This window comes from Streptomyces sp. 1222.5, assembly GCF_900105245.1.
Classification (GTDB): Bacteria; Actinomycetota; Actinomycetes; order Streptomycetales; family Streptomycetaceae; genus Streptomyces; species Streptomyces albidocamelliae.
In genome coordinates this window covers 1,580,403-1,594,117 of sequence record NZ_FNSZ01000001.1, presented here as the reverse complement: position 1 = coordinate 1,594,117, position 13,715 = coordinate 1,580,403, and the positions used below count along the sequence as shown (strand labels likewise).

Below are 13,715 nucleotides of genomic sequence, written 5' to 3'. Positions count from 1 at the left end.
TTGATCATACTTTCCGGGTGGGGCGCCCGCTGGGGTCGCGGGCCGGTTCGGATACGGGCGGTCCGTACAGTCGGCGGGCGTTGTCGCGGCCCGCCCAGGCCGCGATCCGCAGGGCGTCGGGCAGGCTCAGCTCGTCGGCGTCCACCCGGGCCTGCAGCAGAGCGGCCAGCCCCTGCCGGAACGACAGGGCACCCAGATGGTGGAACTCGGCCACACCATAGGCGTCGGAGCTGTACAGCAGTTTGCGGAACGGGGTGATCTCCAGCGCCTCCTCCAGCACCGCCCGGCAGCGGGCCGGCCCCGTGTAGTGCAGGGCGAGGCCCACGTCCAGGTGGACGTGCGCGAACACCGCGGACAGGAAGGCGGCCTGACGGTGGTACGGCCAGCAGTGCAGCAGGAGGACCGGGACGGTGCCGGACGTCAGGTGCAGCCAGTCGGTGAGGAGGGCGGGGTCCGCGCGGTGCAGCGTCACGTCCGCGTCGCCGAACCCGGTGTGCAGTTGCAGGGGCAGGCCCAGTTCGACGGCGGTCCACAGCAGGTGCCGTACCAGCACCGGTTCGGCGAGCCGGCCGCCGTGCGTGAGCCAGCCGGCGGCGGCCTCCGTCACCTCGGCGTCGGTGGGAGGGGCCGGGTCCAGGGCGAAACCGGTGCGGTAGGCGGCCACCGACTTCACCGCCACCACGCCCGGCCGGCGCACGGCCTCCTCGGCGGCGCCGCGGAAGGCGGCCGCGTACCCGTCCGCCTCCACGCCACGCGCGGCCACCGCCTCGGCGATCTGCTCCAGCCGTACGACCTCGCAGGCGGCGGCGCCCGCCGCGCGGCCCAGTTCGGCCGGGGAGGTGACCGGGTGCGGGGCGTAACCGGTGTCCACGCAGAACACCTCCGTGCCGGCCGCCGTCAGGAAGCGCCGGTTGACCTCCCGCCAGCCCAGCTCCGCGCGCCGGGCCACGTACTCCGCGGGGGGCGCGTGCCGCGGGAGGTCCAGCAGGGGCGCGCAGTGACGGCGGACGGCCACGCCGACGGGGCTGTCGAAGGGCGAGACACCGGGCCAGGCCTCGCCCTCGGTGATGAGCGATGCGAACTCCCCGCCGGTCAGGTCCGCGGTCACCGCCCCGTGGCAGTGGTGGTCGACCAGGGCCAGCTCGGCGAGGGCCTCGGACACCGGGCCGGACACGGCGGTCATCAGTACGTCCAGCGGTAGGCGGCCGCTACCCCGGCGTCGTCCAGCCCCGACACGGCCGCCGCCTCGCCGAGGCGTACGGCGGTCACCGCGTCCGCGAGGACGGGGCCCAGCGCCTCCCGCAGCACCGGGTCCGCGCGGAACTCCTCGACGGCCCGCGGCAGCGACCGCGGCAGCCGCCGCACCCCCAGGGCCGCCGCCTCGTCCGGGCCGTACCGGGCCGGGTCGCCGGTGATCTCCTCGGGCAGGGACCGGCCCGCGCTCATGCCGTCCAGACCCGCGGCGATCACACAGCCCAGGGCGAGGTACGGATTGGCGGCCAGGTCGACCGGTTTGACCTCCAGGTTGGCGTCCTGGTCCCGGCGGCCTGCCGTGCCGGTGATCACCCGCAGCGCGGCCTCCCGCGTCTCGCGGCCCCACGCGGTGAACACCCCCGCCCACTGGGAGGGTTTGAGCCGCAGGTAGCTGGCCGGGCTCGGCGCGGTGACCGCCGTCAGCGCGGGGAGGCGGGCGAGCACCCCCGCCACGAAGGACTCCGCCTCGGCCGTCATGCCGTACCGGCGGTCGCCGTTCGCGTGCAGGTTCACCCCGTCGCGCCAGCAGGACAGGTGCAGATGGCCGCCGTTGCCGACCCCTTCGGCGAGCACCGCGGGCGCGAACGACACCCGCAGGCCGTGCCGTCCGGCGACCGCGCGGATCGTCTGGCGTACCAGGACGCTGCGGTCGGCGGCGGCCACCGGGTCGAGGGCACCCACCGAGATCTCGAACTGCCCGGCCGCGTACTCGGGATGCAGCTGGTCGACGTCCACGTCCTGCGCGGCGAGGGCGGTCAGCAGGTCGGCGGTGCAGTCGCTCAGCTCCACCTGCCGGATCGCGCCGTAGGCCGGACCGGAGACGGCCGGCACGAACGCGCCGGCGGGCGCCGAGTCCAGCCCCATCGCCCACTCGATCTCGACGGCCGCCTTGAACGTCAGGCCGTGCCGTTCGGCGGCGTCGGTGACGATCCGGCGCAGGAAGGTCCGGGCGCAGCCGGGGTGCCGGTCGCCCTCCTGGGTGATCCGGTCCACCGGCGCCCACGCCCAGCCGGGCTGCGCGGCCAGCGCCACCAGCTGGTCGAGGTCCGGGTAGAGCCTGAGGTCGCCGTCGGGGGAGCCGAGCACGTCGGTCGTGACGATCGAGTCTCCGGCGAGGAACGTGTCGAACACGGGGGACATGCCCACCCCCCAGGACACGGCCGACTCCAGCCGTGCCGTCGGGATCGTCTTGACGCGGCCGACGCCCGCGGTGTCCACGTAGGCCAGCACGACGCCGTGCACGTCCCGCGCGGCCAGGTCCGCGGTGAGCGCGGCGACCCGGCGCAGATCGCCCGGACGGCCGCCGGGCACGGGGTCGGCGAAAGTCGTCATACGTCCTCCTCGGCGGGCCGGGCGGGGCACACGGCCGGACTCAGGGTTTCCGGGCCACCGCGCCGAACTGCGGCACCGGTGCGGCGGCCGCGGACTCCGGGCGCCACTGCGAGCACGGCACCAGACCCGGCTCGACCGGCTCCAGGCCGTCGAGGAACCCGGCGATCTCCGCCCGGCCGCGGGCGGTGATCGGCGGGGTGGCGTTCGCATTCCAGAACTCCATCGCGGCGACGTTCCCCTCGCCGCCCACGTCGCCGTCGTAGGTCGGGTGGGTAAGCACCAGGTGGCTGCCCGAGGGCACCGCCGCCATGAGCCGCCGCACGATGTCCCGGGCCTCGCCGGTGTCCAGCACGAAGTTCAGGATGCCCAGCAGTATCACCGCCACCGGCCGGGTCAGGTCCAGGGTGTCGCCGGCCCGCTGCACGATGCCCTCCGGGTCGCGCACGTCCGCGTCGATGTAGTCGGTGACGCCCTCGGGAGAGCTGGTGAGCAGCGAACGGGCGTGCACGAGCACGATCGGGTCGTTGTCGACGTACACGATCCGCGACTCGGGGGCGATCCGCTGGGCCATCTCGTGCGTGTTGTCCACGGTCGGCAGGCCCGTGCCCACGTCCAGGAACTGCCGGATCCCACGCTCACCGGCCAGGAACCGCACCGCCCGCCCGAGGAAGTCACGGTCCGCGCGGGCCACCGCCCGGATCACCGGGAACATCCCCGCGACGTGCTCGCCGACCCGCTGGTCGACCTCGTAGTGGTCCTTGCCGCCGATCCAGTAGTTCCACACCCGGGCGTTGTGCGCCACGGAGGTGTTCAGACCCGCCGGCCCGGCCGCCGGGGAATGGCCTTCGGTCACGTCGCCGCCCTTCGCCGTCGCGGTCGTCCGCCGTCATTGTGCCGCCAGGTGATCGCGCTGTCGCGGGAAACCGCGCACCGTGAGCGGTTCGGGGTGCCCCGGGGGCGTTCCGGGCGGTGAGCGACACTGGTCGGCGTACCCTCACCCGACCGGAAGCAGGACATGTCCGCGACGCCCGTGCCCACGCCCCTCCTCGACGTCCCCGGCCTGCCCGCCGGGCCCGCCGACATCCGGCTGATCGTCACCGACATGGACGGCACGCTGCTGGACGACGCCAAGCGGATACCCGACGGGCTCTGGCCGATGCTCGCCGAGCTGCGCCGGCGCGGAGTGCTGTTCAGCCCCGCGAGCGGCCGCCAGTACGCCACGCTGGCACGGCAGTTCGCCGAGGTCGCCGAGGGCATGGTGTTCATCGCGGAGAACGGCACGTACGTGGTCCGCGACGGCGTGGAGCTGAGCTCCGACCCGCTGGCGGGGTCCGCCGCGGCCGGGGTGGCCCGGACGGTACGGCGGCTCGTCGCGGACGGGGTGGACGCCGGGGCCGTGGTCTGCGGCAAGCGGTCGGCGTACGTCGAGCGGACCGACGAGGCGTTCCTGGCCGAGGTGCGCAAGTACTACGTCGAGCACCGGATCGTGGAGGACGTCACCGCCGTCGACGACGACGTGATCAAGGTCGCGGTGTTCGACTTCGGGCCCGCCGAGCGCTCCACCGCCCCGGCACTCGCCCCGTTCGCCGCCACGCACCAGGTCGTCGTCTCCGGCGAACACTGGGTCGACGTGATGAACCGCACCGCCAACAAGGGCGCCGCGCTGCGCGGCCTCCAGGAAGCGCTCGGCATCACCCCCGCGCAGACCATGGTCTTCGGCGACTACCTCAACGACCTGGAAATGCTCGACGCCGCCGAGTGGTCGTTCGCCATGGCCAACGCCCACCCCGACGTCGTCCGTCGCGCCCGCCACCTGGCCCCGTCCAACAACGACGACGGGGTGCTGCGGACGGTCGCCCGCGTGCTCGGCCTGTAGCCGGCGGGTCAGCGGCCGAAGACCCAGGTCATGCTCGTGGCGGTGACCTTCGTGACCCGCACGGGGATGCGTACGGTCGTGCCGTCCGCCTTCCTGCCGGTGCAGGTCAGGGTCGCGCCCCGGCGGGCCGGAAGTCCGGCGGGGCAGGAGACGGCGGAGATCTCCGTGCCGACCCAGGGCAGTGGGTGGAACCTGTCCCGGGTCCGGTTCGCGACGACGTCCGGGGCGAGTGCCCTGCGGCCGTCGACGGTCACCGTGCTGTGCCCGTCCAGTTCGCTGGTGGTCGCGGCGTCGGCGAGCAGATGGGTGCCGACGGCCCAGACGACCACGGCGGCGAGCACGGCACCGAGGAACCCGACGACGAACCTGCTGGACATCACACGCTCCCGAGAGTCCGGACCGGCCACCGCTCCAGCCTGCCCCGCCGGGCCGGGCACGCGCGTCAGCCTTTCGTCCGGGGACCGTCAGACCTGAGGCGGTACGCGGGCCCCGCGCCTCCGTCTTCCGGCTGACGTCCTCAAGTACACGTACGCCGGTCAGCCCGTGGGCTTCCGGCCCACCGCGCCGTACAGGGAGACGGGGCCGTCGTCGCCCTCCGGCCGGTCCTCGGGCCGCCAGTCGGACACCGAGGTGATGCCCGGGGGCAGCAGGTCGAGTCCCTCGAAGAAGGTGCCCACTTCGTCCCGTGAACGCGCCACCAGGGTCACTCCGCCGGCCGCGTAGGCGGCGATGCCCCGCTGTACGTTCTCCGGCTCGAAGTCGGCCGTCATCGTCGACAGCACCAGGCAGCTCCCGGGTGCCAGCGCCGCCAGGAGGGTGGCCACCAGGTCGTGGGCGCCGTCCTCGTCGGCGACGAAGTGCAGCAGGGCGATGAGGGAGAGGGCGACCGGCCGGCCGAAGTCCAGGACGGCCGCGGCGCGTTCGAGGATCGTGCGCGGGTCGCGGGCGTCGGCCTGCACGTACTCCGTCACGCCCTCGGGGGTGCCCCGCAGCAGCGCGTTCGCGTGGGCCAGCACGATCGGGTCGTTGTCGACGTAGACCACCCGCGCGTCCGGCGCCGCGGACTGGGCGATCTGGTGCAGGTTGGGCTCGGTCGGGATACCGGTCCCGATGTCCAGGAACTGGCGGACGCCGTCCTCGGCGAGGGTGCGCACGGCCCGGCGCATGAACGCGCGGTTGGCGCGTGCGGCCCGGCCGGCACCCGTGTCGATCGCGTGGATCCGGCGGCCCAGTTCCTCGTCGACGGGGTAGTTGTCCTTGCCGCCGAGGAACCAGTCGTACACCCTGGCCGGATGCGGCCGGCTGGTGTCGATGTGCTGTGCGGCCGCCTCGGTCCCCGTCACCCTGTCTCCTCCGCTCGGCCGGCCCGGCGGTCACTCCGGGACGTGCGAGCAGCAGTCTGACACGATCAAGACGCGCGGCGGAGACAGTCTTCGGCCACCTGCTTGTCCAGCGCCGCCCGCACCAACGCGGCGGCCAGGACGGCCGGTTCGGTGTTCCCGGCGAGCTCGGCCAGCCGGTCGGGGTCCTTCGGCAGGCCGAGCCGTTCGGCCCCCGACAGCGCCTTGCCGTCGAGGTAGGGCGCGAGTTCCGGCCATACGCGCTGTGCCTCGCGCAGGAAGATGTCGGCGCCGGCGGGGCCCACGCCGGGCTCCTCCTGGAGCAGCCGCCGCAGTTCACCGGTGTCGCCGCCCGCCTCCTCGTGCAGCCGGCGCAGGTCCCCGCCCCAGCGGTCCAGCAGCAGCTCGGCGCCGTCGCCGAGCTGGGTGGCCGTGCGCTCGTCGTAGCGCCGGTAGCCGCCGCGGCCGAGCGCGTCCACCCGCTGCTGCCAGTCGGCGCCGGCCATGCGGCGGGGGCTGTCGAGACGGTCCTCGTGCAGGGCCCGGGCGGCGGCGACCGCGACCGAGGCCCGGATCCTGGCGCTGAGCAGCAGGGCCAGCACGAGCAGCCGGTACAGCGGCTGCGGGGTGTCCTTCAGGCGGATGCCCGCCTCGTCGGCGTACGTCCGCCCGTACTCGGACACCAGCTCGCGCAGGACCCGTTCGTCGTGGTTCATGGCCGGTGGCGGTGAACGGTCTACGGCTTGAGCGGGTCGTGGCCGAGTGTCATCAGCCGGTGCCGGCGGCGCGTGTCCTCCGGGGTGGTCTCCGGCTCGGGCTCGTTCTCCAGGTCCACGAGGTCTCCGACCGTGTCGACGACCTTGTACATCACGCGGACGTCGTCGTCGGTGAGATCGGTGCGGCGCTTCTGGAGGATCGCGAGGACGTGCTGCCCGGTCGGCGTGCCGGCCTGCTCGGGCAGGGGCTCGGTCTCCTCGGCGGCGTCCCGGACCTTGAGCCAGGCCGCGAGTTCCGCCGAGGTCATGTTGACCACGCGGTGGAAGTCCGTCCACAGCGCGTCGAGTTCGAGGGCGTCGGCCATGGGTTTCCCCTTCCTTGGTCGAGGGCGGGTGTACTAGCCGGCGGTGTCGTGGTTCTCGGCCTGGAACATCCAGCGCTGCTTCTCCAGGTCCGCGGTGACGGCGATCAGCAGGTCCTGGGTGACCGGATCGGCCTTCTCCGTCGCCTCGATGCGCTCGCGCAGCCGGCCGACCGCCGTCCCCAGCGTCGACACCATCAGCTCCACGACCTCCGTGTCGCGCAGCCAGCCGTCCTTGGTCCCGGGCAGCGCGAGGCTCGCGGCGATGGTCTCCGGCCGGCCGTCCGGCGACACGCCCAGCGCGGCGGCACGCTCGGCGACCGTGTCGGAGTGGGTGCGCGCCGTCGCGACGACCTCGTCCAGCTGGAGGTGGATCGAGCGGAACCGCGGACCCACGATGTTCCAGTGCGCCTGCTTGCCCACCAGCGACAGTCCGAGCAGGTCCACGAGGGTGTCCTGCAGGGCGGTCCCGGCGACGCCGAGCGCCTTCTCGGGCAGCGTGCTCTTGACCACGGTCATGGTGCGTGCGTCCCCTTTCCTCAGAGATGTGCGATCACGTCCGAAAGGGCGGGTGCCCGCCGCCGGGCCTGCCAAACGGCGCTGATCAGCGGGGCAGCAGTGGGTCGAGGAAGGCCAGCACCTCGGCGAAGACCCGCTCCCGGTTCGTCTCGTGGAACACCTCGTGCCGGGCTCCCGCGAAGATCCGCTCGGTGGGCAGGCCACCGCTCAGCCGCTCCACGCCGACGCGGCTGCCGGGCAGCGGCACCAGCCGGTCGTCGTCCCCGTGCAGCCACAGCAGCGGCAGCGGGCCGACGTCCCCGCCCTTCGCGACGGTCTCCAGGGTCCGCACGAACGCCTCCAGCGTGGGCCGCTTCATCGGGCCGTGCCAGACCAGCGGATCGGCGGCGTACGCGGCGCCGACCGCCGGGTCCCGGGAGAGGGAGGCCGGACTGATCGGAATGTCCGGGATCTCGTCCAGGGCGAGCAGCCGCCCCGGCAGCTCCCAGGCTCCGATCACCGGCCCGGACAGCACCAGCGCGGTCAGCTCGGGGCCGTACCGCTGGGCGAAGCGCGCCGCGATCAGACCGCCCATGGAGTGGCCGACCAGCACGAGCGGCAGCCCGGGGTGCGCGGCCCGGGCCAGTTCGGCGACGGCGTGCACATCCGTGACCACGTCCTCGAAGTCCTCGATCACGACCCGCTCGCCGGCGGATCTGCCGTGTCCCATGTGGTCGGGTGCGTACACGGCCGCCCCGTGCCCGGTGAGCAGCGCGGCGAGCCCGTCGTACCGGCCGGCGTGCTCGCCGTACCCGTGCACGAGGAGTGCCAGGTAGCGCGGCGCCGGGTGCGGCCACTCGTGTACGGCGACGGCGCCGCGGGTGCCGTCGAGGGCGTGCTCGCGGACGTGGGGCATGTCTCCTCCAGCTGCCGGGGTGCAGGCCTCGGGAGATCTTCCCAGGGGGCCGGTCGGAGGTCTATAGTCCAAAACTAGCAGTGCTAATTAAGCAGTGCCGCCGCAGTCCCAGCTGATCCACAGCGCCGTAGGTCAGGAGTCCCAGCCGTGCGTCCCGTCCACTTCGCGGCCGCCCGCCGCACCCCCATCGGAAAGCTGCGCGGAGCCCTGTCCGCCGTCCGGCCCGACGATCTCGCGGCGACCGTGATCCGCCACCTGGTGGCCGACGTCCCCGCCCTCGACCCCGCCCGGATCGACGACGTCTACTGGGGCGCGGCCAACCAGGCCGGCGAGGACAACCGCAACGTCGCCCGGATGGCCGCCCTGCTCGCGGGGCTGCCCGAGTCCGTGCCCGGCGCCACCGTCAACCGGCTCTGCGCCTCCGGGCTCGAAGCGGTCACCACCGCCGCGCGGACGATCGCCGCGGGCGAGGCCGACATCGTGGTCGCCGGCGGCTCGGAGTCCATGAGCCGCGCGCCCTTCGTGCTGCCCCGCCCCGACGAGGCCCTGCCGCACAGGATCGAGACCCACGACACCCGGCTCGGCTGGCGCCTGGTCAACCCCGCCATGAAGGACCTGCACGGCCTGCTGGCGATGGGCGAGACCGCCGAGGAGGTGGCCGGGCGCTACGGCGTCCCGCGCGAGCGGCAGGACGAGTTCGCGCTGCGCAGCCACCGACTGGCCGCCGCCGCACGCAAGGACGGCCACTTCGACGACGAACTCCTGCCCGTCGAGCGCCCGGACGGCATCGTCGTCGAGCAGGACGAGTGCGTCCGCGAGGACACCTCGCTGGAGAAGCTGGCCCGCCTGAAGCCGGTCTTCCGCCCGGGCGGCACGGTCACCGCGGGCAACGCCTCACCGATGAACGACGGCGCCGCCGGACTGCTCCTGGCCAGCGAGGAGGCCCTGAACGACCTCGGCCTCGAATCCCTCGGGCGCTATGTCGCGGGCGCCTCCGCCGGGGTCCACCCCGACGTGATGGGCATCGGGCCGGTCCCCGCCACCCGCAAGGCGCTGGCCCGGGCCGGCTGGACCGTCGGCGACCTCCAGGAGGCCGAGTTCAACGAGGCGTTCGCCGCACAGGCGCTCGCCTGCGTCGACCAGCTCGGCATCGACCCGGACCTGGTGAACCCGACCGGGGGCGCCATCGCCCTCGGTCACCCCCTCGGCTGCTCCGGCGCCCGCATCCTGACCACCCTGCTCCACCGCATGCGCCGCACGGGCGCGGAGCGAGGGCTGGCCACGATGTGCGTCGGCGTGGGCCAGGGGAGCGCGGTGCTGGTCGAACGGCACTAGCTCCACCGAACGGGGGCGCCCCGCACCGGGGTCGGTCACACGAGCCGCAGCAAGAAACGGAGCAGCACTCCATGGCAACCCTGTCCGTCGCCGCCATCCTCGCCGAGAACGCCCGGCGCCGCCCCAGCAGGACCGCACTCGTCGAGGGCGAACTGCGGCTCACCTTCGCCGAGGTGTGGCGCCGCGCGCTCGCCGGCGCGGGCGCGCTCGCCGGCCTCGGCGTACGGCCGGGCGACCGCGTCGCCCTGATGGCGCCCAACACCGCCGAGTTCCCCGTCGCCTACTACGCCGTCGCCGCGGCCGGCGGTGTCGTCGTCCCCGTGCACCTGCTGCTGTCGGCCGGCGAGGTCGAGCACGTCCTGAGGGACAGCGGGGCCACACTGCTGCTCGTCCACCCGGCGCAGGCGGAGACGGGCCGGGCCGCTGCCGCCGCCACCGGGGTCCGGGTGATCACCCTGGGCGAGGAGTTCGAGAGGCTCGCGGCCGACGCCGAGCCCCTCACCTCGTACGTCACCCGGGCCGCCGACGACCCGGCGGTCGTCTTCTACACCAGCGGTACGACCGGCGTCCCCAAGGGAGCCGTGCTCAGCCACTTCAACCTGGTGATGAACGCGACGGTCAACGCCTTCGACGCCAACGACATCCGCGCCGACGACGTCGCCCTCGGCGCGCTGCCCCTGTTCCACGCCTTCGGCCAGACCGTCTCGCTCAACTCCACCTGGCGGGCGGGCGCCACGCTCGTCCTGCTGCCCCGCTTCGACGCGGCCCGTGCCATCGAGCTGATGGTGAAGGAGGGCGTGAACACCTTCCACGGCGTGCCGACGATGTTCGTCGCCCTCGCCGCGGCGGCCGCCGACGCGCCCGCGCTGCCGGAGCTGCGCGTGTGCGTGTCGGGGGGGGCCTCCCTGCCGGTCGCCGTACTGGAGCGGTTCGAGGCCGCGTTCGGGGCGCGCGTCTACGAGGGGTACGGGCTGTCGGAGACCTCGCCGACGGCCACCGTCAACCAGCCCGCGTTCGGCACCCGGGCCGGCACCATCGGGCACCCCCTGTGGGGCATCGACGTGGAGATCGCCCGCGCCGAGGTCGAGGACCGCGTGGAACTGCTGCCGGCCGGCGAACTCGGCGAGGTCGTCATCCGCGGCCACAACGTCTTCTCCGGCTACCTCGGACGCCCGGAGGCCACCGCCGAGGCCGTGGTCGACGGATGGTTCCGCACGGGCGACCTCGGCACCAAGGACGAGGACGGCTTCCTGCGCATCGTCGACCGCAAGAAGGACGTCATCATCCGCGGCGGCTACAACGTGTACCCGAGGGAGGTCGAGGAGGTCCTGATGTGCCACCCCGGCATCGCCCAGGTCGCCGTCATCGGCCTGCCCGACGAACTGCACGGCGAGGAGGTGTGCGCCGTCGTCGTACCCGCGCCGGGCACCGCCCCGGACGCGGCCGCGATCACCGAGTGGTCCAAGGAGCATCTCGGCCGGCACAAGTACCCGCGCCGTGTGGAGATCACGGACGCGATGCCGCTGGGGCCGAGCATGAAGGTGCTGAAGCGGGAGCTGCGGACACAGTACGCGGACCGCTCGTAGCGGGCGGGGCCGGCGCGGCGGGAACCGCGGCAGGTGCCATCTGGCGAGACAGTGCTTACGCCGGAGGCTTGTCCGGACATAACATCGGTTCCCGCATGAACACGATGACGCTCTGGCACCTCTCCTGCTGGGAGTTCGCCGCCCTCGCCTTCGCGGCCCTTCTGGTCGGCTTCTCCAAGACCGCGGTCAGCGGGGCCAACACGGTCAGCCTCGCGATCTTCGCGGCCGTCCTGCCCGCCCGCGCCTCCACCGGCGTGCTGCTGCCCGTCCTGATCGTCGGCGACGTGCTCGCCGTCCTCACCTACCGGCGGCATGCCCACTGGCCCACGCTGTGGCGGCTGTTCCCGGCCGTCGCGGCGGGCGTGGTGGCCGGCACGCTGTTCCTGGTGTGGGCCGGCGACGGGATCGTCCGGACCTCGATCGGCGCGATCCTGCTGCTGATGGCCGGCGTCACCCTGTGGCGCCGGCGCCGCGAGGAGGCGACCGCGGACGCGCCGGACGAGGTCACCACCCGGGCGGGCCGGATGAAGGCCCGCTCCTACGGCGTGCTCGGCGGGTTCACCACGATGGTCGCCAACGCGGGCGGCCCGGTGATGTCGATGTACCTGTTGTCCGCCGGTTTCCGGAAGCTGGGCTTCCTGGGAACCTCGGCGTTCTTCTTCCTCATCGTGAACGTGTCGAAGGTGCCGTTCAGTGCGGGCCTGGGTCTCATCGACGGACGCTCGCTGCTCCTCGACGCCGCGCTCGCGGTGTTCGTCGTGCCCGGAGCTCTGTTCGGCAAATGGGCTGTGAACAGGATCAACCAACGACTCTTCGAACAACTCGTGATCGCGGCGACCGTCGTGGGCGGAGTACAACTGCTCCTCCGCTGAGACACGGGTTCACGGCGTCGGCTCGACTCGGGACGTCACGGTGTCAGCCCCAGCAGCGCCGGCAGGTCCGCGAAGGAGTCCACCACGTGGTCCGGGGTGCCGCTCGCCCGCTCGTGCGTCTCCCGCTGGTACTTGCCGGTCCGCACCAGCACCCCCGTGAGCCCGGCCCGCTGCGCCGCGAGCACGTCCGACTCGATGTCGTCGCCCACCATCAGCGCGTCCGCGGCACTCCTGCCCACCCGGGCCAGCGCCGCCTCGAAGAACGCCCGCGACGGCTTGCCCGTGATCGCCGCCTCCACCCGCGCGGCCTTCTCCAGCCCCACCAGGAAGGCCCCCGAGTCCAGTTGCAGCCCGGCGTCGGTCCGCCAGTACAGATTGCGGTGCATGGCGATCAGCTCGGCACCCTGCTGGAGATGGCCGAAGGCACGGTTCAGCGCAGCGTAGTCGAACTCCGGTCCGGCACCGCCGAGGACGACCACGTCGGGACGGTCGTCGACCACCGTGATGTCCCCCAGGTCCTCCCCGATGTCCCCGCTGTTGAGCAGCGTGCAACGGGCGCCGGGAAAGTGCTCGGCGAGGTACGCGGCCGTGGCGGCGGGCGCGGTGAGGACGTCGTCGGCGTCCACCGCGAAACCGGCCGCCGAGAGGGCCTCGGCGATCGACGCCCGCGTGCGTGAGGTCGTGTTGGTCACCAGGGCCACGTCGAGACCGGCCGCGCGGATCCGCTCCAGCGCCTCCACCGCGCCCGGCAGCGGCTGCCACGAGACGGTGAGGACACCGTCGATGTCGATCAGTACGGCACGCACGGATTCCATGGCCCGACCGTAGCGACCCGGGCGGCGGATCGCGCCGAACGACCTCGGTACGCTCACCCCCATGCCCCCGCACGTCCTGATCCTCGGCGGCACCACCGAGGCCCGCCGTCTCGCCGCCGAACTCGCCGCCCGCCCCGGCGTCCGGGTCACCACCTCGCTGGCCGGCCGCGTCGCCCGGCCGGGCGCGCTGGCGGGCGATGTCCGGACCGGCGGCTTCGGCGGCGCGGACGGCCTCGCCGACTGGCTGCGCGCACACCGGGTGGACGCCCTGGTGGACGCCACCCATCCGTTCGCCGGGACGATCACGGCCAACGCGGCCCGCGCGGCGGCGGCCACCGGGGTCCCCGCGGTCGTTCTGCGCCGCCCCGGCTGGCGTGCCGGCCCCGGAGACGACTGGACCTCCGTCCCCTCCCTCGACGCGGCCGCCCGGGCGCTGCCCCGCTTCGGCCGCCGGGTGTTCCTCAGCACCGGACGCCTGGGCCTCGCGGCCTTCGCCGGTCTGACGGACCGGCACTTCGTCGTCCGGTCGGTCGACCCGCCCGAACCGCCGCTGCCCCCGGACGCCGAAGTGATCCTGGCCCGCGGCCCGTTCACGGTGGCCGACGAGACGGAACTGCTCCGCGCCCACCGGATCGACGTCCTGGTCACGAAGGACAGCGGAGGCGAGGCGACGTCCGCGAAACTGACGGCGGCCCGGGACCTCCGCCTGCCCGTCCTCGTCGTACGCCGTCCCGCCCTGCCCCCCGGAGTACGCACGGCACCCGACGTCCCGGCCACCCTGACGGCGCTGGGGCTCACCCCGGGATGACCACC

Annotated in this window: 15 protein-coding genes; 5 read left to right on the top strand and 10 right to left on the bottom strand. The window is 73.6% G+C overall.

Annotated elements, in window-relative coordinates; all coding sequences use genetic code 11:
• Positions 1–4 precede the first annotated feature (4 nt).
• From BLW57_RS07215 to BLW57_RS07205, 3 genes are read right to left on the bottom strand one after another with little or no spacing between them, the layout of a single operon-like run.
• The gene (locus BLW57_RS07215) at positions 5–1,183 is read right to left on the bottom strand and encodes an amidohydrolase family protein (RefSeq protein ID WP_093473014.1); all 1,179 of its coding nucleotides are present in this window, start codon (positions 1,181–1,183) and stop codon (positions 5–7) included.
• Positions 1,183–2,586: a glutamine synthetase family protein gene (locus BLW57_RS07210; protein ID WP_093473012.1), complete on the bottom strand. Its 1,404-nt coding sequence runs from the start codon at positions 2,584–2,586 to the stop codon at positions 1,183–1,185. Before BLW57_RS07210 ends, BLW57_RS07215 begins: the two co-directional genes overlap by 1 nt.
• A gap of 40 nt (positions 2,587–2,626) precedes the next feature.
• Positions 2,627–3,439: an SAM-dependent methyltransferase gene (locus tag BLW57_RS07205; protein WP_093473011.1), complete on the bottom strand. Its 813-nt coding sequence runs from the start codon at positions 3,437–3,439 to the stop codon at positions 2,627–2,629.
• A gap of 162 nt (positions 3,440–3,601) precedes the next feature.
• Between BLW57_RS07205 and BLW57_RS07200 the strand changes: the two genes are divergently transcribed.
• Positions 3,602–4,462 carry a Cof-type HAD-IIB family hydrolase gene (locus BLW57_RS07200; RefSeq protein WP_093473009.1) on the top strand — a complete coding sequence of 287 codons (861 nt, stop codon included), beginning with the start codon at positions 3,602–3,604 and terminating at the stop codon, positions 4,460–4,462.
• An 8-nt stretch (positions 4,463–4,470) separates the two neighbouring features.
• Here the strand turns inward: BLW57_RS07200 and BLW57_RS07195 are convergent, their stop codons facing one another.
• The 6 genes from BLW57_RS07195 to BLW57_RS07170 form a co-directional block, all read right to left on the bottom strand.
• Positions 4,471–4,839: a DUF4333 domain-containing protein gene (locus BLW57_RS07195; protein ID WP_256339416.1), complete on the bottom strand. Its 369-nt coding sequence runs from the start codon at positions 4,837–4,839 to the stop codon at positions 4,471–4,473.
• Between the two features lie 159 nt (positions 4,840–4,998).
• Positions 4,999–5,805, bottom strand: coding sequence for an SAM-dependent methyltransferase (locus BLW57_RS07190; RefSeq protein ID WP_093473007.1), 807 nt, complete (start codon positions 5,803–5,805; stop codon positions 4,999–5,001).
• Positions 5,806–5,870: 65 nt separating this feature from the next.
• Positions 5,871–6,518: an endonuclease gene (locus tag BLW57_RS07185; RefSeq protein ID WP_093473005.1), complete on the bottom strand. Its 648-nt coding sequence runs from the start codon at positions 6,516–6,518 to the stop codon at positions 5,871–5,873.
• A 20-nt stretch (positions 6,519–6,538) separates the two neighbouring features.
• Positions 6,539–6,883 carry a DUF3140 domain-containing protein gene (locus BLW57_RS07180; protein WP_093473004.1) on the bottom strand — a complete coding sequence of 115 codons (345 nt, stop codon included), beginning with the start codon at positions 6,881–6,883 and terminating at the stop codon, positions 6,539–6,541.
• A 33-nt stretch (positions 6,884–6,916) separates the two neighbouring features.
• Entirely contained in the window at positions 6,917–7,399 is a 483-nt protein-coding gene (locus BLW57_RS07175) for a Dps family protein (protein WP_093473002.1), read from the bottom strand.
• A gap of 85 nt (positions 7,400–7,484) precedes the next feature.
• Entirely contained in the window at positions 7,485–8,294 is an 810-nt protein-coding gene (locus BLW57_RS07170; RefSeq protein WP_093473001.1) for an alpha/beta hydrolase, read from the bottom strand.
• A 147-nt stretch (positions 8,295–8,441) separates the two neighbouring features.
• Here BLW57_RS07170 and BLW57_RS07165 point away from each other — a divergent pair, with 147 nt between their 5' ends.
• The 3 genes from BLW57_RS07165 to BLW57_RS07155 all read left to right on the top strand — a co-directional run bounded on the left by BLW57_RS07165 (position 8,442) and on the right by BLW57_RS07155 (position 12,087).
• Complete coding sequence (locus BLW57_RS07165) at positions 8,442–9,629, top strand: thiolase family protein (protein ID WP_093472999.1); 1,188 nt, start codon at positions 8,442–8,444, stop codon at positions 9,627–9,629.
• A 71-nt stretch (positions 9,630–9,700) separates the two neighbouring features.
• Positions 9,701–11,215 (top strand): long-chain-fatty-acid--CoA ligase, encoded by a 1,515-nt coding sequence (locus BLW57_RS07160; RefSeq protein ID WP_093472998.1) that lies wholly within the window; start codon positions 9,701–9,703, stop codon positions 11,213–11,215.
• A gap of 95 nt (positions 11,216–11,310) precedes the next feature.
• On the top strand, positions 11,311–12,087 hold the full coding sequence (locus BLW57_RS07155) for a sulfite exporter TauE/SafE family protein (RefSeq protein WP_093472996.1): 777 nt from the start codon (positions 11,311–11,313) through the stop codon (positions 12,085–12,087).
• A gap of 35 nt (positions 12,088–12,122) precedes the next feature.
• On the opposite strand, the gene BLW57_RS07150 is transcribed toward BLW57_RS07155, so the two are convergent.
• Complete coding sequence (locus tag BLW57_RS07150; RefSeq protein WP_093472994.1) at positions 12,123–12,902, bottom strand: TIGR01458 family HAD-type hydrolase; 780 nt, start codon at positions 12,900–12,902, stop codon at positions 12,123–12,125.
• 61 nt (positions 12,903–12,963) lie between these two features.
• Between BLW57_RS07150 and BLW57_RS07145 the strand changes: the two genes are divergently transcribed.
• Positions 12,964–13,710, top strand: coding sequence for a cobalt-precorrin-6A reductase (locus BLW57_RS07145; protein WP_093472993.1), 747 nt, complete (start codon positions 12,964–12,966; stop codon positions 13,708–13,710).
• The last annotated feature ends 5 nt before the right edge of the window (positions 13,711–13,715 follow it).